The organism is Brucella cytisi, assembly GCF_038433355.1.
In the GTDB taxonomy this organism is placed as follows: Bacteria; Pseudomonadota; Alphaproteobacteria; order Rhizobiales; family Rhizobiaceae; genus Brucella; species Brucella cytisi.
The window spans coordinates 117,455-139,218 of sequence record NZ_JBCAUP010000002.1 but is presented as its reverse complement, the minus strand read 5'-3'; the positions used below and the strand labels follow the sequence as shown (position 1 = coordinate 139,218).

The window sequence follows — 21,764 nt, the reverse complement described above, 5'->3', positions numbered from 1 at the left end:
TTGCGGTGCGTACGCGCGCGCCGGTCATTAAGTCCTGTCAATAGACGCGAGTTCCGACGATTGCTAGGCGGAATTCCTGAAAACTGCAATTTGGCTGCTTTAGCCGAAACTGGTCCAGCAATCCCTAAAGAATTCCATTTCGACTACTGAATCTTCACACTCGGTTACACACGTTCTTAATTTATGGTCGATCTTGACACCCAATCGCCACTTCTTGTCGTCATCAGATATTGATAGAACTAAGGGGCTATACCATTTAGTCCCGTGAAATAGAACGAGCGGGAGTGCGAAAGTGTCATTGCTCAAAATCTACTGGCGAGCCATGGAATACCTTGCGGTCGAAAAGACTGCAACGATTACCATGTGTGTCGCCAGCGTGCTGGTTGCCCTGGTCACACTTGCCGAACCTATTCTGTTCGGTCGGGTCATTCAGGCTATCTCCGATAAGGGCGACATCTTCTCGCCTCTTGCGATGTGGGCTGCACTTGGCGGCTTCAACATCGTTGCTGCAGTCTTCGTGGCGCGCGGAGCCGACCGCCTCGCACACCGCCGTCGTCTGGGCGTGATGATCGATTCTTATGAGCGTCTCATCACAATGCCGCTTTCGTGGCACCAGAAGCGCGGTACATCCAACGCACTCCACACGCTGATCCGCGCAACAGACTCGCTTTTCACGCTCTGGCTCGAATTCATGCGCCAGCATCTGACGACCGTGGTTGCTTTGGCAACGCTCATTCCGGTTGCAATGAGCATGGACATGCGCATGTCGCTGGTGCTGATTGTGCTCGGTGTCATCTATGTGATGATTGGCCAGCTCGTCATGCGCAAGACCAAGGATGGTCAGACCGCTGTCGAAAAGCATCACCACAAGCTGTTCGAACATGTGAGCGATACGATCAGCAACGTCTCGGTTGTGCAGAGCTATAACCGCATTGCGTCGGAAACCCAATCTCTGCGTGATTATGCCAAGAACCTGGAGAAGGTACAGTTTCCTGTTCTCAATTGGTGGGCGCTGGCCAGCGGCCTGAACCGCATGGCATCGACCTTCTCGATGGTGGTTGTTCTCGTTCTAGGCGCTTACTTTGTCACCAAGGGCCAGATGCGCGTCGGCGATGTAATTGCCTTTATCGGCTTTGCACAGCTGATGATCGGTCGTCTCGACCAGATCAGCGCCTTCATCAGCCAGACCGTTACGGCACGCGCCAAGCTTGAAGAATTCTTTCAGATGGAAGATGCCACGGCTGATCGTCAGGAGCCCCAGAGCGTCTCAGACCTGAACGACGTCAAGGGCGACATCATTTTCGACAATGTAACCTTCGAGTTTCCGAACTCCGGCCAGGGCGTCTATGATGTATCGTTTGAAATCAAGCCAGGACAGACGGTGGCTATCGTCGGCCCAACCGGTGCAGGCAAGACGACGCTCATCAATCTGTTGCAGCGCGTTTTTGATCCGGCAGCTGGCCGCATCACGATCGACGGAACAGATACGCGTACCGTCAGCCGTCGTTCGCTGCGTCACGCCATCGCAACCGTCTTTCAGGATGCAGGCCTGTTCAATCGATCGGTCGAGGAGAATATTCGTGTCGGTCGTGAAAGCGCCACGCATGAGGAAGTGCATGCTGCAGCACGTGCCGCAGCAGCCCACGACTTCATTCTGGCCAAGAGCGATGGCTACGATACGGTTGTCGGTGAACGCGGCTCACAGCTTTCGGGCGGTGAACGTCAGCGCCTTGCGATTGCGCGCGCAATCCTGAAGGATTCGCCGATCCTCGTTCTGGACGAAGCCACCAGTGCGCTTGACGTTGAAACCGAAGAGAAGGTGAAGCAGGCGGTTGACGATCTCAGCCACAACCGCACGACCTTCATCATTGCTCACCGTCTTTCGACAGTCCGTTCCGCCGATCTGGTCCTTTTCATGGACAAGGGCCACCTTGTCGAAAGCGGCAGCTTCGATGAACTGGCCGCACGCGGCGGTCGCTTCACCGACCTTCTTCGTGCTGGCGGCCTCATGCTGGAGGACAAAGCGCCCAAAGCTGTCGAGGGTAGCAATGTGATGCCGTTCCCGTCCAAGGGCGCAGTGGGCTAAATCATAGAGCTTTCAAATGAAAAGCCCGCGATGATCTCATCGCGGGCTTTTTTTCTTCATGGCCTAAAATCTAAAACGGTACCTCGAAGCGGAGCCCATCATATCCCGGTTCGACATTACCCGGTGTCTCACGCATGACGGTCTCGTAATCGAGTGGAACGTGCATATGCGTGAGAATGGCGCGCTTGGGCGCCAGCTTCTCGATCCATTCCAGCGCTTCGCCAAGCGAGAAATGGCTTGGATGTGGGCGGTATTGCAATGCATCGATGACGAGCACGTCGGCCCCGCCCAAATACTTGAGGCTTGTTTCAGGGAAAGCGCTCACATCGGTGCAATAAACAGCAGATCCGATACGAAAGCCGAGCGATTCAATATCGCCGTGCACCTGACTAAACGGCTCGAAGCGGATTGGGCCACCCGCTCCCGATATGGAAAACGGCGTCTCCGGAGCAATGTCGTGCATGCTGAGGATCGGCGGGTAGCTCGATCCGGCAGGTGTTTCGAAACAATAGCCAAATGCCTCGAAGAGCCGGTTCCGCGTCAATCGATTGGCATAGACATCCATGAGACGACGATTTTCAACGACATATGTGCGAAGATCGTCGACACCGTGAATATGGTCAGCATGCGGATGTGTATAAACAGCCGCATCGAGGCTGTGTGCGCCTGCGTCAATCATCTGAGCACGGAAATCCGGCCCGGTATCGATCACAACTGTCGTGCTGTTACCTGTATCGTCAAATCGCTCAACCAATAGCGATGCGCGACGACGTTTGTTTCTCGGATTATTGGGATCGCAACCGCCCCAATCGCCATTGATACGCGGCACGCCGGGCGACGAACCACAGCCCAGAACCGTGAAACGCAGGCAATTTTTTGGGGGAGTCACGCTCAATCTTCCCCCCTTACAGTGCCAGTGTAGGCCGAGGTATCTTGGAAAACAGCCTGAACACGTTGTCGCTCGTGATACGCGCGACTTCGTCATTGCTCACGCCAATCGTCTCAGCCAGCACGGCCGCCGTATGCTGCACGAAAGACGGTTCGTTGCGCTTGCCGCGATGCGGCAACGGAGCAAGAAACGGCGCATCCGTTTCCACCAGCAGGCGATCACGCGGAACGATGGTCGCTATTTCGCGGATCTCCGGTGAGTTCTTGAAAGTCAGAATCCCTGAGAAAGAAACATAACCGCCGAGCGCGATGCCCTTTTCAGCCAGAGCACGACCGGAAGAGAAACAGTGCAGGATAAACGGAAAAGCGCCCTTCTCCGTCTCACGCTCCAGTATCTCGGCCATATCCTCGTCCGCACTGCGGGCATGAATGACTAACGGCAACTGAGTCCGGCGCGCCGCCTCGATGTGTACGAGGAAACCTTGGCGCTGCGCTTCCGGTGGGGCATAGTCGTAGTGATAATCGAGACCCGCCTCGCCTATGGCGACAACCTTCGGATGTTCCGAGAGACGCACGAGATCATCAGCCGTAATGTCGAGTTCTTCATGCGCGTTGTTCGGGTGGGTACCCACCGAGCAATAAACGGAGTCATAGGTTTCCGCGATCGCGCGGATCGTATCGAATTTCTTGACCCGTGTGGAAATCGTCACCATGCGCCTAACTCCGGCATCCAGAGCGCGCTGAACAATATCATCACGCTCCGGTTCAAAGTCGGCAAAGTCGAGGTGACAATGACTGTCGACAAGCATCATCGAACTCAGTTCTGTTCTTCTGTTTCCACATAGCGCGGAAATACCGGCTGCGGAGCTGGCAGATCGGCACCCCCGACAAGCTGGCTTGCCGTAACGTCAGAGAACTGACGCTTGTCGGCAGGAATTGCCAGTATGTCGAGAAGCTTTTCTGCCGACTGCGGAATGAACGGCTGCACCATGATGCCAACGCGCCGGATCACTTCGGCTGTCACATAAAGGACAGTACCCATGCGCGCCGGATCGGTCTTGCGCAGCGCCCAAGGTTCCTGCCCCGCGAAATAACGATTGGCTTCCGCGACAACGGCGAAGATCGCGCCGAGCGCCAGATGCAGCGCTTGGTCGTCCATAGCTTTACGCGCCGTTTCCAGCGCCGCATCGGCCTGATCGAGAATAGCTTTATCTGCGTCGGAGAATTCACCTGGAACCGGAACCTTACCTTCGCAGTTCTTGGCGATCATCGACAGCGAACGCTGCGCCAGATTACCGAGATCATTGGCCAGATCGGCATTGGTGCGGTTGACTATGGCATCATGACTGTAGCTGCCGTCCTGACCGAATGGTACTTCACGCATCAGGAAATAGCGCAGCTGATCGAGCCCATAACGTTCAACGAGACCGAAGGGATCGATCACATTACCGAGGGACTTCGACATTTTCTCGCCGCGGTTGAACAGGAAGCCATGTGCGAAAACCCGCTTCGGCAGTGGAATACCAGCAGACATCAGGAATGCAGGCCAATAGACGGCGTGAAAGCGCGAGATATCCTTGCCGATGATATGTGCATCGGCAGGCCAATAACCCCAATTTTCATCCGAAGTATCAGGATAGCCAAGAGCAGTAATGTAATTGGTCAGGGCATCGACCCAGACATACATGACGTGTTTCTCGTCACCCGGCACCGGAATGCCCCAGTCGAATGTCGTACGCGAAATCGACAGGTCCTTCAGACCCGACTTTACGAAGCTCACGATCTCGTTGCGACGTTCCGCAGGCATGATGAAGCCCGGATTCTTCTCGTAAAGATCGAGCAATTTGTCCTGATAGGCTGAGAGACGGAAGAAATAGCTTTCTTCCTCAACCCATTCGACAGGAGTCCCTTGCGGACCGTAGCGCACACCATCCTCGCGGACTTCCGTTTCCTCTTCGCCGTAATAGGCTTCGTCACGCACGGAATACCAGCCGGCATATCCACCCTTGTAGATATCGCCATTGTCAACCATCGCTTTCCAGATAGCCTGACTCGCCTTGTAATGGCGCTCTTCCGAGGTGCGAATATAGTCGTCATTCGAGCTGTTCAGCACATCCGCCATCTGGCGGAACGCAGCCGTATTGCGATCTGCGAGCTCGCGCGGCGTAATGCCTTCCTTGCGCGCGCTCTGCAACATCTTGATGCCGTGTTCGTCCGTACCGGTCAGAAAAAAAACATCCTTGCCGTTCAGGCGCTGAAAACGCGCCATTGCATCGGTCGCGATCAACTCATACGCGTGGCCGATGTGCGGCTTTCCGTTCGGATAAGCAATCGCGGTGGTGATGTAATATTTTTCGCGGCTCATTATGGACCCGGTCTTTCGAAGTTTGAAAGCGCGCCTGAATGATTAGCAGACACACGAGGAGAAAATTATCAGCGGTGACATAACGCATGTCAGCGGCCATGTCACGCAAGCAGAGGCTGACCGGAACGAAAAGCGCGATGCGTTTTTTCCAAGAGGATTACCACAGCTTGCCGGCGGTCGAGATTGTAGGTTTCAGCATCCACGGTCTCGCGTACGAGATCGCTCCAGAAACGCGACCAGCGATCTGCATCACGCAGTTGCCCTGCCTCCGCACGACGACGAGCTTCGATTGCAACCTGCCCAAGCAGATGATCACGGAACAGCTCATATTGAACCTCCGACTCACGACCATTCAATATGCCGCCGAGCGCCTGCGCTTTCGGCAAATCGAAATTTTGTCCTTCAAGAAGGGAATCGACAGTGTCGGAGATTTCGATACCGCCATTCGCTACCAGCAGAAGTGCCTTACGCACACTGCCTTCCGATCGCTGGAGCAGTGTTTGCGTTACAGCATCAGCCTGCATTCCGACGCCGGGACCGACATGTGCCAAGGCATCCGTCAACCCAGCATCGTCAAGTGGCTTGAAGCCGATGCTCTGGCAACGCGACCGGATTGTCGGGAGCAAGCGTCCCGCCGAATGGGAAATCAGGATAAAGAGCGCCCGTGCAGGAGGCTCTTCCAGGGTTTTCAGGAGTGCATTGGCGGCATTGCGGTTCATATCATCGGCAGGGTCGACAATAACGATGCGCCAAGCGTGGTCTGATGCCGTTCTGGTCAGAAAATGTGTAACCCGGCGGATTTCCTCAACAGGAATACCCGTTTTGAATTTCCCGGTCTTCTGATCGAATGGGCGATTGATATGCAGGACAGCGGGATGCATCCCGCCTGCAATCTGTCGCCAGAGCGGTCTTGCAAAATCCGGAACAGCAATATGCTCCGGCGCCTCGCTATTGTCGCCATGCGCCAGCATATGCCCTGCCAGGTGAAAAGCGAGCGTTGCCTTGCCGATCCCCTGCGCACCTTCAAAGAGCAGCGCATGATGCATACGCCCCTCGCGATAGGCTTGCGCCAAAAAGTCACTAATCTCCCGGTGCCCGGCAACATAATCACTTGCAGAAGGCTCTGGCACACCCTCAATGGAATCGTGCGCTTTAGGGACGTCGAGTTCCTCAATCACAACAACCCCCTTTCCTTCAAAGCACTATCAACCTCTTTTGCGACATCACTTGCAATCTGGTCTTGCAGGCGATCAGCATCGATCACCTTGCAGCGTTCAGGTTCCGCCTCGGCGATTGCGAGAAAGGCTTGCCGTCGTGCCTCGTGCACAGCAATATCTTCCTTCTCGAACCGGTCCGCCGTCTCGCTAACGCGCCGTTTTCCAGCACGAGACAAACCCTTCTCTGCGGGAATATCAAGGATGATCGTCATGTCAGGCATGGCGCCATCGATCGCAATGCGCTCCACCGCCGCCATATAGGTTCTGTCGAGATTGCCGGTAACACCTTGATACGCACGACTTGAGTCGATGAAACGGTCACAGAGGACCACCCGCCCCTCATTCAGCGCCGGGCGGATAAGCTGGTCCACATGGTCTGCTCTTGCCGCCGCGAACAGAAGCGCCTCCATCGCTGCGCCGTGGTTCTCCGCATTGCCGCTCAATATGACATGGCGAATTGCTTCCGCACCAGGAGAACCACCCGGTTCTCGCGTGATGACCGGATCGAAGCCGTTAGCCCGTAAATGCTTGGCCAGCAACGCAATTTGCGTTGATTTGCCCGCTCCTTCGCCGCCTTCGAATGTGATGAACAATCCCGACAAACCAACTTCCAAATGTTTGAATCTCCGAATGGACTTCTATGAAAGTTATTATCGGCCTTTGGCTATCAGGTCGAGCCTGGAATACGCGTAGCGCAGGCTAAAGATATTTCCGCAGCCAGCCAGTGGAAAGCTCCATTGCCGCACCCAATGCGCGCTTTGAAAGGCTCCCCTTTTCAACAGATTGCGCCGTAAAAACAGGAACATCGCGAAGAATACTACCATTAAGCTCCAGCCGAAGAACGCCGACCTGCTGGTTGTCGGCAACAGGTGCATCGAGTGGACCCTTATAGACAATACGCGCTTTCAGCTTGTCGCGACCGTCCCTGGGCAGCAACAGCTCGACGCGATCCTTGACCTTCAACGGCACGTGCGTGAGCGCACCACCGAAAACTTGCGCCTCACCCACGATTTCGTCCGCCGGATAAAGCTGCACATCATCAAATGCCGTCATCCCCCATTGCAGGAGACGCTTTGCTTCGTCTTCACGCTCCTTGATGCTGGCAAGGCCGCTCATCGCGAGATAGAGCCTGCGACCGCTCTGTTCCGCCGACCCGACCAGCGCAAAGCCCGATGCTTCCGTAAAGCCTGTTCCCATGCCGTCAGCCCCGACATCAAGCCGCAACAACGGATTGCGGTTGCGCTGCATGATGTTGTTCCAGGTGAAGGCCGGTTGAGCATAATACTTATAGTATTCAGGATGGGCGGTTCGGATATGTCGCGCCAATCTGACCAAATCCTGCAGCGAGACTACTTGTCCTTCAGCAGGCAAACCCGTCGAGTTTACGAATTTGGAGCCGATCAAGCCTAGCTCCTTCGCACGGTCATTCATGCGGTCTGCGAAAGCCTGCTCGGTGCCTGCCAGTCCTTCTGCCAGTACGATAGCTCCGTCATTCGCCGACTGAACAATCATTCCTTGCAAAAGATCAGCGACGGTCGGCGTCGACTTGATACGCGCGAACATCGTTGACGTCCCCGAGGGTGCACCTCCGGTTCTCCATGCATTTTCGCTGACTGTGTATGGTGTACCGAGTGTCGTGGCACCCTGTTCGAGCGCTTCGAATATTACTTCCGCAGTCATCAGCTTGGCAAGTGACGCAGGAGGAATCGGAACATTGGCATTCTTGGAGAGAAGCACAGTTCCGCTCCGGTCATCGACGAGCAAGACCTGCGGAGCTTTTGTAACGAATGCAGTTTCGACAGGTGCCGCCAAGCTAGTAACCGGCACGGCAACAGCCAGAGAAACGCCGACAGTGGCGGCACGAGCAAACACCAGTGTTTTTGAAATCAGCCCCATACAAATCCCGTTACGTGAGCAATGTGATAGAGCTTACGCAACGAATCCGACCAAAATCAATATGCCAGTGTTTATCACCGTATCGTGAGAGATCAATCGAGACGCACCACAAACGCATTTTCTGCGCCGACCTTCCAGGCCGCACGCAGCAGGGCATCATTTCCACCCTTCTCGGCCACGGCTGTCAACTCGTACAACTCACTGGTTTCGGTCGGAATCTTCGTGAGCGTAAATCTGGTTGAGCCTGGCAATGAAGCCTGAACCTGCTTGGCCTCTTCAAGCGTCTTGAATGTGCCAATCTCAACATATTCGCCGTGTTCCTCGGCTTCACGACGCTTCCAGGCGCTTGAGATCGCATCCTTGGTCAGGATGCTGCCATAGGCGCGCTCTTCGGCATAGGCTGTTGCTGCAAGCCGGTCAGACGCATAGCCCGCGAGACCGCTGACACCGGCAGCATTAGCCACTCCGAAGCTTGAGCCGGGGCGCTGCGACGGTACCGGTACATTTGCCGGTAACATTGGAGCTGCTCCACCCGACGGATCGCTATAAGCAGGATCGACAGCGAAAGGTGAGTTTTCAGGTATAGGCGCGGATACCGGAACCGCGTCCATTACAGGCATCGGAACACGTGACTTCGGTGAGGTCGGCGTCGGCCCGTTCATCGCCATCATGACGCCAGTTGCAGGCTGGCCAATCGCATCACCACCTGCCGGACGGTACGACGCCATCAGAAATGCATCATCATTGCCGTTCAACGGAGCTCTTCCGACATATTCGACCTTCACATTCGCTGTACCGTGATGCTGGTAATCAAGCATTTCGGCAGCTTTCTGGGAAAGATCGATCACGCGGTCATATTCGTATGGACCACGGTCGTTCACACGCACGATCACCGAACTGCCGTTGGCAAGATTGGTCACGCGGGCATAGCTCGGCAACGGCATCGTTGGATGCGCTGCGGTCAGATGCGTCATGTCATAGACTTCACCATTGGCAGTCAGACGACCATGGAAAGCTTCGCCATACCAGGAGGCATGACCGACCTTGACGTATTTCTTGTCTTCCTTGGGATAATACCAGCGACCCTTAACCTTGTAGGGCTGGCCGGTCTGGTCCCGCCCGCCGCCACGTGGTAGAGGCTTCCCCTTCGAAAAAGCCACACGAGGACTGGCTTTCACGCCATATTTGGATTCGGCGAAATATTCCTTCGAGCGCTTTGTCTTTGATTTCGGCTGCGGTGCCGATGCACAACCCGCCAAGGCAACAGCAATGGCCATAAACGACAACATAACGACAGGACCGCGCTTATCGCGCAGCTTCACTGCCTTGCCGTTGACCGAATGTTTCAGCCCTCGTTTCGAATCCATACGCCACACGCCCGTTACTCAACAACGCAACCGGAAACGCTGGTCACGCCTTTTAGAATTTAGTGATGTCACCGATTCATTGACGGATCATTAAAGCATTTGGAATTCCGCGTATTTTGAGTCGCATTGAACGGTACGGGCTCAACGCGGACGCGCCATGAATGCCCTGACTTGTGGAACAATCGCTCATTCGAAACGTTGAATTTTCAACAGGAAGGAGAACAAAAATGTTGAGAGCAATGATCCTTTGGCTGATGGGGGTTCCACTCGTTGTCGTGCTGCTTATCTGGTATTTTTTCTTTTAAATGTGGAACGTTCAGACCCTTCAATCGTTATTGATACGGCTCTTATGACCTCCGAGCCAGTCACCTAACGTCATGGATTAGGCCCGCTCCAACAAGGCGGGTCTTTTTTTGCGTGATCAACATCACGGCCTCAATTTTGAATCTGGCATGTAAACATTGATTGCATTGCGCAGCAGACGAAAATGGGCAGGTGTCCAGGTTGACAGTTCACCATCTGTGTTTACGGCACGCGGCTTCTTGGTGCGCACAATAACTTCGGTCGTCGGAAAAGCCCGCACATCATCCCATTTGGAATGGGTACCACGACGCAGGCTTGGAAGCAGGCGCAAAAGTTTCCACCAGTGATCAACTTCCAGACTATAGAAATCCAGCTTACCATCATCCACTGTCGCATCCTTTTCGATAGCCATACCGCCGCCGTAGAATTTTCCATTCCCGACAGAGACTTGCAACGTACGGATCTTCTCCGTCATGCCGTCATGTTCCAGATAGACTGTAAAAAGCTCGGAGCGCATGAGGATGCGCGCTGCGACAATCGCATAACCGAGCTTCCCCCATTTCTTCTTCGCCGCAGAACTCAGTTGCTGCGCCAATTCAGCACTGAAACCGATACTTGCGACATTGAAATAAAGGTGACCGTTCACCTCACCCAGATCGATGGGCTGCACCTCGTAGGATGCAAGGCGACGCGCTGCCTCAACTGGATCGGCAGGAATGCCGATGGTTCGGGCAAAATCGTTTGCGGTTCCCAGCGGAAGGATTGCAAGCGGCAATCCGGTTTCCATCAATCCTTTGGCCGCAGCGTTCAGCGAACCGTCGCCACCACCGACAATAACCAGATCGCAATCTCTTTCACGAAGGATTACATCTGAAATTGTTTCATCGTCCTGCGGATTTCGTTCTATGAGCTGGAGGCCACCGCGTTCCAATGCTGCACGAATATCCGCGCCGTATCCCCTGCCATTTCGGGCATGTGGGTTTACGATAAGTAGTGCTCGGCGCTTTGTGGTCTTACCCATGGACTTCCTGTCATCTGCAACAGCCTGCGAATCTGGCTGCATGGTTGGAGCGTTACCTGCAGATGGCCTCTCAATCCTGGATATCAATGGAACGGTTCATGAAAAATTTGTCACGGTACTGTAGTGTTTCGTGAGGTCATGAGACCGCATGTAGTGACAAGGCCGACCTGTCGACAAAACAGTTTGACGAGACCAGAAAGAGAACATAGTTTGGCAAAACCAACTGTAAAACTTTCTAAAGCGGCCTCGTCGAATTTGTCTCTAATCGACTGAAATACATTACAGTTTGCGGGTATGATGTAATGGTAGCCTGTCAGCTTCCCAAGCTGAACGCGCGGGTTCGATTCCCGCTACCCGCTCCAACATAATCTCTCGCATAAGTGTCAGAGACTAGCGAACATTTTCTCCGGTTTTTGGATCGACCTTCACCTCCACCTTGGCGCCAGCCTTGGTGACATATTCGATCTCGTAATAACCACGATCATTCCAGTCGACTTCATCAATGAAAGCAGTATCCGCGTTCTGTTCGATTTTCGCGATTATTTCCGAAAGCTTGGTGCCTTCCGGTGGTGGAGCGGCATAGGTCGCAGCAACAGACAGACCAAGAAACAAAGTCGTAGCAGCAAGACGCATGGTTATCTCCTTTAGCTATCCTAAAAGAGTAGGACTTCAGGCGTCTTCTTCAAGGCTAATGAGCATTACTTTATGATGGGGCTTATCGAACCGGTGAAGGTTTGATCTATCATCGCAGAGAGTTTAGGCTCTGCTCCAGACAAGATGACGACGATCGCTAGCATCAATATCAAAGGCGCAGCAAGAATGCCGCTCCTTACAGCCGGTTCGAGAATGCGCCGGGTTTTCTTGCTTCGCGTGGATTGCTGATCTCTCATGCAACTAACAGTAGTCGAGCAGACTTAATTGCCTATTAAATAATGTAGTTAATGCGTTATTAGCGCCCAACTACCGCTTAGTTTCCCTTGTTTCCGCGATATATATTGACCCCGAGCTCACGAATTTTCTTGCGCAGCGTGTTCCGATTTAATCCCAGAAGGTCTGCCGCCTTGATTTGATTTCCACGTGTTGCCGTAAGACAGGCAAGGATCAAGGGATATTCCAGTTCCGCCAGAACCCGATGGTAGAGACCTGGAGGCGGCAAATCGGCACCGAATGACGCGAAGTAACGCTGCATATTCTGCTCGACAGCCTGCGATATGGAAATATTCTCCATATCGCCACCACCGGCGGGAACGATATCCGGCTTGGCCAGTTCAGACTTCAATTCGGTTTCGATGATCTCCGGCGATATTTCCTCTTGCGGATAAAGCGCCGCAAGTCTTCGCACGAGATTCTCCAGCTCACGCACATTTCCAGGCCATGGGTACCGGCGCATCATTTCCAGGCCAGCAATGCTGATACGTTTTTCGGGCAGACCTTCTTCGGCAGCCCGCTTGAAAAAATGGCGCACGAGATCGGCCACATCCTCGCTGCGCTCGCGAAGCGGCGGCAAACGCAGAGGCACGACATTCAGCCGATAATAAAGGTCTTCGCGGAAAAGTCCTTGTGCAATCAACTGCCGCAAATCCTTGTTGGTTGCTGCAACGATGCGCACATCGGTCTTGATCGGCGTGCGTCCGCCGACTGTCATATATTCGCCCTGTTGCAGCACACGCAAAAGTCGGGTTTGTGCCTCCATCGGCATGTCGCCGATTTCGTCGAGAAACAGTGTTCCACCATTCGCCTGCTCGAAGCGACCGCTCGAGCGGTTTTGCGCGCCGGTAAAAGCGCCCTTCTCGTGCCCGAACAACTCAGACTCGATCAGGTCGCGTGGGATTGCCGCCATATTGATCGCAACAAACGGTCCTTTTCGACGGCGTCCATATTCGTGCAGGGCGCTCGCAACCAGTTCCTTGCCCGTACCGGATTCACCCGTAACCATCACGGTCAAATCCGTCTGCATCATGCGCGCCAGCACACGGTATATTTCCTGCATCGCAGGCGAACGGCCCACCAGCGGCATGTTATCTGCCTGCTCATCCGATAGAGTGGCAATGGGCTTGTGTTTTGGTTCAGACAGCGCACGACCGACGATATTAATGAGTTCCGTCAAATCGAATGGCTTCGGCAGATATTCGTAGGCTCCCGCCTCGGATGCCCTAATTGCCGTCATGAATGTGTTCTGCGCACTCATCACCACAACCGGCAGGTCGGGACGCATCTTCTTGATGCGCGGCAGAAGATCAAAGGCATTCTCGTCCGGCATATTGACGTCGGTAATGACAAGGTCACCGTCACCTGCCGCCACCCATCGCCAGAGCGAGGCAGCATTGGAAGTCACGCGCACATCGTAACCTGCTCGCGACAATGCCTGGTTAAGCACGGTCCGAATGGCTGCATCGTCATCCGCCACCAATATGGTTCCCGTCGGACGTCCTGCGATCATGCGTTGTCTCCAGTATTTCTAGCTGCCAGTTCAGTATTTTTCCATGCGGGCATCAGAACGCGGAAAGTCGTTCGCGAAGGATGGCTGTCACATTCGATAATGCCACCATGATCGCCAATGATCTTCGCAACGAGTGCCAATCCCAGCCCCGAGCCATTGGTCTTCGTGGTCACGAACGGATCGAACAAATGCGGCAGCATATCCTGCGGCACACCTGGACCATTATCATGCACACAGAATTCGAGAGGCAGCGCCACCCTGTCCCGTGCGCCCGGCACCTGTAGACGAATGCCTGGACGATAAGCCGTAGACAGGACAATCTCGCCGCCCTCACGATCGCCTATGGCTTCCGAGGCATTCTTCAGGAGATTGAGAAAGATCTGCACGAGCTGGTCACGATTGGCGAAAACCGGCGGGAGAGAAGGATCATAATCTTCCACAAAGCGGATCTTCCGTGCGAAACCGTTCTTCGCAATCGCCTTCACATGATCCAGAACCGCGTGAATGTTGACCGCAGAGCGCTCGATGGGGCGCTCGTCCGAGAAAACTTCCATGCGGTCAACCAGTGAAACAATCCGATCCGTTTCGTCGGTAATGAGGCGCGCAAGCGCTCGATCTTCATCGCTGACAACCTGCTCCAGCAATTGTGCCGCACCGCGGATACCGGATAAAGGGTTTTTGATTTCATGGGCCAGCATCGAGGCAAGCCCGGTCACGGACCGCGCAGCACCTCGATGCGTCATCTGGCGGTCTATCTTTTCAGCCATCGTCTTTTCCTTGAAGAGGATGACCACAGCTCCCGGCAGCTCCGCTACAGGCGCTACGTAAACATCAACGATGCGCTCTGCCCCAAGACGCGGCGACGAGACATCGACGCGATATTCGTTCACCGGCATCTGACTGGTGCGAACCTGATCGACGAGTGCCAGAAGCGGGCTGCCAAAGGGCAGAAAGGATTCCAGCCGGTTGCGCGCCAGAATAGACGAGCCGGAACGAAAGAACTGTTCCGCGTCCAGATTGGCATAGGCGATATAATTCTCGGCGCTAACCATGATAACCGGTTGGCTGATCGCATCGAGTACAACTGACGGAATACCGTTCGTTTCGATTCTCTCGCGCATCAGGCAACCTCTTTGAGCGCGGTTTCAGGAACTTCGCGCATGAATATACGACGCAAGGCATCGATGACGGCTTTTCGGTCGGTCAGGGTCATGACTTCTGCTTTCTCGATTGGCGTACATGCAGCGCCAGCATGACGATCAAGATACCAGCCGAGATGTTTGCGCGAATGACGGATGCCCGTCGTACTTCCATAATGCTCAAGCATATCTTCGTAGTGCTTTATAATATAATCAAGAATTTCACTTCGTGACTGTGGGGCAAGATCGCTTCCAGCAATTGCCCCGGCCAGCCATGGCTGTCCATAAGAGGCACGCCCGACCATCACGGCATCCGCTCCGGAACGGCGTAAAATTTCCTCCGCATCACGTCGACACGCCACATCCCCGTTGGCAATCAGAGGAATTCTGATCGCGTCGCGGACTGCGTGAATTGCATCCCAGTCCGCTTTACCTTCATAGAACTGACAACGCGTGCGCCCATGGACAGTCACCATGGCAATACCGGCTCCTTCAGCGCGCCTTGCAAGTTCAGGCGCGTTGATGCTTTTCTCGTCCCATCCCAGCCGCATCTTGAGTGTGACCGGAACGCGGACCGCATTAACCGTGGCCTCGACAAGGGTCATTGCGTGATCGAGATCGCGCATCAGCGCAGATCCCGAATAACCGCCCGTCACTTTCTTGGCCGGACACCCCATATTGATATCGATGATATCAGCGCCTTCACCTTCGGCGATCCTGGCCGCCTCGCCCATCCAGTGTGCTTCTCGTCCCGCGAGCTGCACGACATGCGTTCCAAGCCCTTCACCCGAAAGACGCAGAAGGCTTTCCTTGTGACGGTTACAGAGTTCGGCGCTGGCGACCATTTCAGACACGACCACGCCAGCGCCAGCCTCTGCGGCACGCCTGCGGAATGGAAGGTCCGAAACGCCAGACATCGGCGCGAGGAAAACGCGATTGGCAAGGGCCACACCGCCAATGGTCAAAGGTTGATCGAGAAAACTCACCAATAAATGCCTATTTGATGTGCATAGTGCAATTAGCACATACATTAATCAGTCTCAATTTTCAACGCAAGGAAAAGCGCGCGCAAAATCACGATAAATCAATTGCCGTCTGGCATTTATCTGCGCAAGGCATTATTCGGCTTGAAAAGGCAAATTTGAACAAATGCAACCTTTGGCAGAGGCGACAACCATTTCAAAGATAGCAGCAGTCATTGTGGCAGCTGGCCGCGGAGAGCGAGCCGGGCAGAGCATCGAAGGGCCGAAACAATACCGGCGCATCGGTGGCGAAGCCGTACTTGCCCGCACATTGCGTGCTTTTATCGACTGCCCGCTGGTTGATAGCATCGTTGTCGTCATTCATCCTGACGACCATGTGCTTTACGAACGCGCCCTCCTGGAAAACTGCGACACCATTCTCGTCGTGAATGGCGGCGCTACCCGGCAGGAATCAACGCGCCTTGGTCTCCTCGCATTGCGAGATTATGCACCGCAATATGTCATGATCCATGATGGTGTGAGACCGTTTGTCAGTCAGGATTTACTGAAGCGTATCGTCGAAAATCTCGCGCCTGATGAAGGCGTTCTACCGGCTCTGGCAGTTTCGGACACTCTCAAACAGTCAGCCACAGACGGAACAGTAAAAACGACGGTGCCTCGCGTTGGTCTTTTTGCTGCACAGACCCCCCAAGCATTTCCCTATACGCCAATCCTTGATGCACATGAAAAGGCCTTCGCGATCAGTCGCTCTGATTTCACGGATGATGCTGCAATTGCCGAATGGCAAAGTATCGCTGTCCGCATCATCGAAGGATCGGCGGACAATACAAAGCTTACCTGGGCAAAGGATATCGAAATGGCTGACAAACGCCTGCGGCAAGACCACGTCTCGTTTCCCGACATTCGTACTGGCAATGGCTATGACGTCCATTCCTTTGAACCCGGCGATCATGTGACGCTGTGCGGTGTGAAAATTCCCCACGAAGCGAAACTCAATGGCCACTCGGACGCCGATGTTGGACTTCATGCACTGACCGACGCCCTGCTTGCGACGCGAGGAGCGGGTGATATCGGCACGCATTTCCCCCCTTCCGACCCACAATGGAAAGGCGCTGCGTCCCGCATCTTTATCGAACATGCTGCCAATATCGTGCGTGAAGCTGGCGGTCGTATCGCCAATGTCGACGTGACCTTTATCAGCGAAGCACCGAAGATCGGCCCACATCGTGCAGCAATGACGGAAGCTCTTTGCGACATGCTGGGAATTGCCGCCGATCGCGTTTCCATTAAAGCCACAACCAACGAAAAACTTGGCTTCGTCGGACGCCGTGAAGGTATCGCTGCCATTGCAACGGCAACCGTCATCTATCCCGGCGAGGTTCCCGAATGAGCGCGCTCATCGCAGAAGACAAAGCTATTGCCGTGCTGGAAGCCTGCCGCAAGGCCGGTGTAATGATCGCAATGGCCGAGTCTTGCACAGGCGGGCTTATAGCTGGATCTCTGACCGACATCGCCGGTTCGTCCGATGTCGTGGATCGCGGCTTCGTTACTTATTCCAACGAAGCGAAAGCCGAAATGATCGGTGTTCCGATGGAATTGATCAATCGCGTTGGCGCTGTCTCGAAAGAAGTGGCGCTTTCCATGGCTGAAGGGGCACTTTCTCGCTCCCGCGCCGGTGTAACGGTGGCGGTTACGGGCGTTGCGGGGCCAGGCGGCGGTTCCGATGAAAAACCTGTCGGTCTCGTGCACATCGCATCGGCGCGACAAGGCCACCCGCCCCTTCATCGCGAATACCATTTCGGTCCAAAAACCAGAGCCGAAATCCGACACGCGACGGTTCTCGCCGCACTGGACCTCGTTCTGGAAAACCTTCGATAGTCTGAAGCATATACTTTTATTCGTCGTGCCCTATCCTTGTCTTTGATCAGACAAGGAGAAGATGGCGATGCGTTTCGATGGTAAGGTGGCAATCGTTACAGGTGGGGCAAGTGGCATCGGCGAAGCGACTGTTCGGGCTTTTATTCGCGAGGGAGCGAATGTCGTTATCGCGGATTATTCGGAGCATGGCCAGCAACTGGCCAACGAGCTTGCAGGCGGCACCGAACGGGCAATATTCGTCAAAACCGATGTAACCGATACGAAAGCCGTGCAGGCGTTAATTGCAAAAACCGTCGAAACCTATGGTCGCCTCGACATCATGTTCGCCAACGCAGGCATCGCTGCAGATGGCCCGATAGATGAGCTGGATGAAACTGCATGGCAGAAAACCATCGATATTAACCTCACCGGCGTCTATCTTTGCGATAAATACGCTATCGATCAAATGCGCTCGCAAGGCGGCGGAGTGATCGTAAACTGCGGCTCAATTCACAGTCATGTCGGCAAATCAGGCGTGACCGCTTATGCAGCAGCAAAGGGCGGCGTAAAACTGCTGACACAGACACTTGCCATTGAATACGGCGCGCAGAACATCCGGGTGAACGCGGTTTGTCCCGGCTATATCGATACGCCGCTTCTCAAGGATATACCCGACGACAAGAAACGGGCTCTAGTAGCCCTGCATCCTATAGGTCGTCTCGGTCGCGCCGAAGAAGTAGCCAGCGTCGTGCTTTTTCTGGCAAGCGACGAATCTTCCTTCGTCACGGGAGCATCCATATTGGTCGATGGCGGCTATACGGCGCAGTAAAAGCACATCCTGAAAAGTGTGAAACGGTTTTCAGGATGTGCGTGAAAAGAAAAATTAGAGCCCCGGATAACCAGGGCTTTTCTCAGGTTAGTCCGTATATCTGGTCGGCCCGCTTCTCAAACGCTTCGGAAAATTTTTTGAAAGCGAGATCGAACATCGTTCCCATGAGAAGACCGAGGGTACGGCTCTTGAACTCATAATCGATGAAAAATTCGACATCGCACTCACTTCCGTCTCCCACCGGCTTGAAGGTCCAGCGGTTGTCGAGATAGCGAAACGGCCCGTCGAGATATTTTACATCAATGACGTTTTCCTCGGGCTTCAGCAGCACCTGACTGGTGAATGTCTCACGGATAAGCTTGTAACCAACTGTCATGTCGGCAATGAGAAGAGACTTCCCGTCACGCTCCTTGCGGGAGCGAACAGACAAGGCCTCGCACATTGGCAGAAACTGCGGATATTTCTCGACATCCGCAACGAGACCGAACATTTGCTCTGCCTGGTGATGTACCCGCCTGACGGTTGTAAACTGCGGCATTTCCTGTCTTAGGCCCGTGCAGCGATCTGCGCCTCACGCGCGGCTCTCAGCTTCGCGAAATCGTCGCCAGCGTGATGCGATGAACGCGTCAGCGGACTGGATGCAACCAGCAGGAAGCCCTTCGTCCGACCAATCGTCTCGAACGACTTGAATTCGTCGGGTGTCACGAAGCGAATGACAGGATGATGCTTGCGGGTCGGCTGGAGATATTGGCCGATGGTCATAAAATCCACATCAGCCGAACGCAGATCGTCCATCAACTGAAGGATTTCGTTCCGCTCTTCGCCAAGACCGACCATGATACCAGATTTGGTGAAAATGGTTGGGTCCAGTTCCTTGACGCGCTGCAGCAGACGGATCGAATGGAAATAACGCGCGCCAGGACGAACCTTCAGATAACGCGACGGCACAGTTTCCAGATTGTGGTTGAACACGTCGGGACGGGCTTTGACCACGACTTCAAGAGCACCTTCCTTGCGCAGGAAATCCGGCGTCAGGATTTCAATCGTGGTAGCAGGAGTAGCTTCGCGGATCGCCTGAATGACCTCAGCAAAATGCTGCGCACCACCATCGGCAAGATCGTCGCGATCCACCGATGTAATAACCACATGCGTCAAGCCCATCTGCTTGACCGCCTTGGCCACATTCTCTGGTTCGTTAGGATCGAGCGCAGTCGGGATACCGGTCGAGACGTTACAGAAAGCACAGGCACGCGTGCAGATCTCGCCCATAATCATGAAGGTCGCGTGCTTCTTTTCCCAGCACTCGCCGATGTTCGGACAACCTGCCTCTTCGCAAACCGTGACCAGCTTGTTTGAGCGAACGATATCGCGCGTTTCGCTGTAGCCGCGTGAGACAGGAGCCTTGACACGAATCCACTCGGGCTTCTTCAGGACAACATTGTCCGGACGATGCGCCTTCTCGGGATGCCGCTCACGCTTGCCTTGGTTCACCAGATCGAGAACTGTAACCATGCTTTTTCCTGCCTTATCCGAAGCATTTTCATGAATGGACCTGAAATGCTCCCAAATTCGGTTCGGTCCTAATCCCTGCCCTCAACCCTGTCAACTTGAGCGATTTGCTACTCATCGCCGCGCCGCCAGTCCAAGAGCCCGGAAAACTAATGCCCATATCAGGCCAAATACCAAGCCTGCAGCGCCGAGCGCCAATGTGAGCACCCAGACACCATACCAACCGGTTATGGCCACTCCGTTGACCGATATGGTGTTGCCGCCAAGAACACTCAAGGTGCCGGCTGCAAACCCCAGCACCAGTCCTCCAACAGTACACCACTTAATGATCGGCCAGGCGGCACGCCGCCATGGCCCTCCGTTCTCGATCAGCGGAATGAGCGTCCCTCCGTATTATGCGTTCAGCACACGACCATACGCATCCAGAACGCTTTCCTTCATCATCTCGGAAAGGGTCGGGTGCGGGAAGACCGAATGCATCAGCTCTTCCTCAGTCGTTTCAAGGTTCATGGCGATCACGAAACCCTGGATGAGTTCAGTCACTTCCGCACCGACCATATGGGCACCAAGCAGCTGTCCCGTCTTCTTGTCGAAGATGGTCTTAACCAGCCCCTGATCTTCACCGAGCGCAATCGCCTTGCCATTTGCGGCAAACGAATAGCGACCAACGCGGATATCGTAGCCCTTTTCCTTGGCTTTTGCTTCGGTCAGACCAACGGAAGCGACCTGCGGGTTACAGTAGGTGCAGCCCGGAATCATGTTCTTGTCGAGCGGATGAACGTTCGGAAGGCCTGCAATCTTCTCGATACAGATAACACCCTCATGCTCGGCCTTGTGCGCAAGCATTGGCGGACCAGCAACGTCGCCGATAGCATAGATGCCAGCAACATTGGTCTTGCCATATCCATCAATGACGACGCATCCACGGTCTGTTTTCACACCGAGTGCTTCAAGGCCAAGATTTTCGATATTACCCTGAACGCCAACTGCCGAGATCATACGGTCCACGGTCAACGACTGCGTCTTGCCGTCCTTGGTCTCGATATGGGCGGTCACATTATTTGCAACCTTCTCGACCTTGGTAACCTTGGCATCGGTAATGATCTTCAGGCCACGCTTTTCAAGCTGTTTGCGCGCGAGTGCGGAAATCTCCGCATCTTCAACCGGCATGATCTGCGGCATCAATTCCACGACCGTCACGTCAACGCCCATGTCATTGTAGAAAGAGGCAAACTCGATACCAATCGCACCCGACCCCATAACCAGCATGGACTTTGGCAGTTCCTGTGGAACCATTGCTTCGAAATAGGTCCAGATCAGCTTGCCATCCGGCTCAATGCCCGGCAAAGAACGCGGACGTGCGCCAGTGGCGACGATAACGTGCTTCGCCTTGTAGGTGCCCTCGCCCAGAACGCCCTTCGGAACAGGGTTCTGCGGTTGCATCGGCTGCTTTGACGACTTGCCGACCGAAATCTCAACCGGATTGTTGCCCGAAGCAGCCTTTACAAGCTTTGCCTCGCCCCAGATCACGTCGATCTTGTTCTTCTTCATCAGGAAGCCGACGCCGCCGTTAAGACGTGCGGACACACCGCGCGACCGCTGTACCACAGCCGTCACATCAGGTGTGATCGTTCCTTCCAGCTTCAGGCCGTAATCCTTGGCGTGTTCGCCAAAATGCAGGATTTCAGCCGAGCGCAAAAGCGCCTTGGTCGGAATACAGCCCCAGTTGAGGCAAATGCCACCCAGATGTTCACGCTCAACGATAGCCGTCTTCAGGCCAAGCTGCGCAGCGCGGATTGCGGTAACATAACCACCCGGGCCCGAGCCGATAACAATAACGTCGTAAATGTCGGCCATATTGTCC

At 54.5% G+C, this 21,764-nt stretch carries 20 protein-coding genes and 1 tRNA gene; 5 read left to right on the top strand and 16 right to left on the bottom strand.

Translation table 11 applies throughout. The annotated features are described in order from the left end of the window. Positions 1-292 precede the first annotated feature (292 nt). Positions 293-2,086: a glucan ABC transporter ATP-binding protein/ permease gene (locus AAE521_RS02905; RefSeq protein ID WP_342060422.1), complete on the top strand. Its 1,794-nt coding sequence runs from the start codon at positions 293-295 to the stop codon at positions 2,084-2,086. 70 nt (positions 2,087-2,156) lie between these two features. On the opposite strand, the gene AAE521_RS02900 is transcribed toward AAE521_RS02905, so the two are convergent. The 8 genes from AAE521_RS02900 to AAE521_RS02865 form a co-directional block, all read right to left on the bottom strand. After that, positions 2,157-2,975 carry an MBL fold metallo-hydrolase gene (locus tag AAE521_RS02900; protein WP_071630235.1) on the bottom strand — a complete coding sequence of 273 codons (819 nt, stop codon included), beginning with the start codon at positions 2,973-2,975 and terminating at the stop codon, positions 2,157-2,159. Positions 2,976-2,991: 16 nt separating this feature from the next. Continuing rightward, positions 2,992-3,783, bottom strand: a complete 792-nt coding sequence (locus AAE521_RS02895) for a TatD family hydrolase (RefSeq protein ID WP_071630234.1) — start codon at positions 3,781-3,783, stop codon at positions 2,992-2,994. An 8-nt stretch (positions 3,784-3,791) separates the two neighbouring features. Beyond that, entirely contained in the window at positions 3,792-5,339 is a 1,548-nt protein-coding gene (gene metG / locus AAE521_RS02890; protein WP_071630163.1) for a methionine--tRNA ligase, read from the bottom strand. A 101-nt stretch (positions 5,340-5,440) separates the two neighbouring features. After that, positions 5,441-6,517, bottom strand: a complete 1,077-nt coding sequence (locus tag AAE521_RS02885; RefSeq protein WP_071630162.1) for a DNA polymerase III subunit delta' — start codon at positions 6,515-6,517, stop codon at positions 5,441-5,443. Beyond that, positions 6,514-7,158, bottom strand: coding sequence for a dTMP kinase (gene tmk, locus AAE521_RS02880; protein WP_342060421.1), 645 nt, complete (start codon positions 7,156-7,158; stop codon positions 6,514-6,516). The genes AAE521_RS02885 and tmk overlap by 4 nt, the downstream gene beginning before the upstream one ends. A 97-nt stretch (positions 7,159-7,255) precedes the next feature. Continuing rightward, positions 7,256-8,452, bottom strand: coding sequence for a D-alanyl-D-alanine carboxypeptidase family protein (locus AAE521_RS02875; protein WP_342060420.1), 1,197 nt, complete (start codon positions 8,450-8,452; stop codon positions 7,256-7,258). A 92-nt stretch (positions 8,453-8,544) separates the two neighbouring features. Further along, positions 8,545-9,819: a septal ring lytic transglycosylase RlpA family protein gene (locus tag AAE521_RS02870; protein WP_071630161.1), complete on the bottom strand. Its 1,275-nt coding sequence runs from the start codon at positions 9,817-9,819 to the stop codon at positions 8,545-8,547. A gap of 427 nt (positions 9,820-10,246) precedes the next feature. Next, positions 10,247-11,143 (bottom strand): lipid kinase, encoded by an 897-nt coding sequence (locus AAE521_RS02865; protein WP_071630231.1) that lies wholly within the window; start codon positions 11,141-11,143, stop codon positions 10,247-10,249. A 288-nt stretch (positions 11,144-11,431) separates the two neighbouring features. On the opposite strand from AAE521_RS02865, the gene AAE521_RS02860 reads away from it, so the two are divergent. Then, positions 11,432-11,505, top strand: a tRNA-Gly gene (locus tag AAE521_RS02860). A gap of 28 nt (positions 11,506-11,533) precedes the next feature. Here AAE521_RS02860 and AAE521_RS02855 read toward each other — a convergent pair. The 4 genes from AAE521_RS02855 to dusB form a co-directional block, all read right to left on the bottom strand. Further along, the gene (locus tag AAE521_RS02855) at positions 11,534-11,776 is read right to left on the bottom strand and encodes a PepSY domain-containing protein (protein ID WP_071630160.1); all 243 of its coding nucleotides are present in this window, start codon (positions 11,774-11,776) and stop codon (positions 11,534-11,536) included. 334 nt (positions 11,777-12,110) lie between these two features. Then, positions 12,111-13,583 (bottom strand): nitrogen regulation protein NR(I), encoded by a 1,473-nt coding sequence (gene ntrC / locus AAE521_RS02850; RefSeq protein ID WP_071630159.1) that lies wholly within the window; start codon positions 13,581-13,583, stop codon positions 12,111-12,113. After that, on the bottom strand, positions 13,580-14,704 hold the full coding sequence (locus AAE521_RS02845) for a two-component system sensor histidine kinase NtrB (RefSeq protein ID WP_071630158.1): 1,125 nt from the start codon (positions 14,702-14,704) through the stop codon (positions 13,580-13,582). Before AAE521_RS02845 ends, ntrC begins: the two co-directional genes overlap by 4 nt. Beyond that, entirely contained in the window at positions 14,704-15,708 is a 1,005-nt protein-coding gene (dusB, locus tag AAE521_RS02840; protein WP_206044263.1) for a tRNA dihydrouridine synthase DusB, read from the bottom strand. Before dusB ends, AAE521_RS02845 begins: the two co-directional genes overlap by 1 nt. A 163-nt stretch (positions 15,709-15,871) precedes the next feature. Here dusB and AAE521_RS02835 point away from each other — a divergent pair, with 163 nt between their 5' ends. From AAE521_RS02835 to AAE521_RS02825, 3 genes are all read left to right on the top strand, one after another. Beyond that, the gene (locus AAE521_RS02835; protein ID WP_071630156.1) at positions 15,872-17,095 is read left to right on the top strand and encodes a bifunctional 2-C-methyl-D-erythritol 4-phosphate cytidylyltransferase/2-C-methyl-D-erythritol 2,4-cyclodiphosphate synthase; all 1,224 of its coding nucleotides are present in this window, start codon (positions 15,872-15,874) and stop codon (positions 17,093-17,095) included. Beyond that, positions 17,092-17,583, top strand: coding sequence for a CinA family protein (locus AAE521_RS02830; protein ID WP_071630155.1), 492 nt, complete (start codon positions 17,092-17,094; stop codon positions 17,581-17,583). Before AAE521_RS02835 ends, AAE521_RS02830 begins: the two co-directional genes overlap by 4 nt. A 67-nt stretch (positions 17,584-17,650) precedes the next feature. Then, complete coding sequence (locus tag AAE521_RS02825; protein WP_071630230.1) at positions 17,651-18,391, top strand: SDR family NAD(P)-dependent oxidoreductase; 741 nt, start codon at positions 17,651-17,653, stop codon at positions 18,389-18,391. 82 nt (positions 18,392-18,473) lie between these two features. On the opposite strand, the gene AAE521_RS02820 is transcribed toward AAE521_RS02825, so the two are convergent. From AAE521_RS02820 to lpdA, 4 genes are all read right to left on the bottom strand, one after another. Next, positions 18,474-18,929: a type II toxin-antitoxin system RatA family toxin gene (locus AAE521_RS02820; protein WP_071630154.1), complete on the bottom strand. Its 456-nt coding sequence runs from the start codon at positions 18,927-18,929 to the stop codon at positions 18,474-18,476. An 8-nt stretch (positions 18,930-18,937) separates the two neighbouring features. Further along, on the bottom strand, positions 18,938-19,903 hold the full coding sequence (gene lipA / locus AAE521_RS02815; protein WP_043062027.1) for a lipoyl synthase: 966 nt from the start codon (positions 19,901-19,903) through the stop codon (positions 18,938-18,940). A 111-nt stretch (positions 19,904-20,014) separates the two neighbouring features. Further along, positions 20,015-20,200, bottom strand: a complete 186-nt coding sequence (locus AAE521_RS02810) for a hypothetical protein (RefSeq protein WP_043062028.1) — start codon at positions 20,198-20,200, stop codon at positions 20,015-20,017. A 93-nt stretch (positions 20,201-20,293) separates the two neighbouring features. Then, the gene (gene lpdA, locus AAE521_RS02805; protein ID WP_342060419.1) at positions 20,294-21,757 is read right to left on the bottom strand and encodes a dihydrolipoyl dehydrogenase; all 1,464 of its coding nucleotides are present in this window, start codon (positions 21,755-21,757) and stop codon (positions 20,294-20,296) included. Between the last annotated feature and the right edge of the window lie 7 nt (positions 21,758-21,764).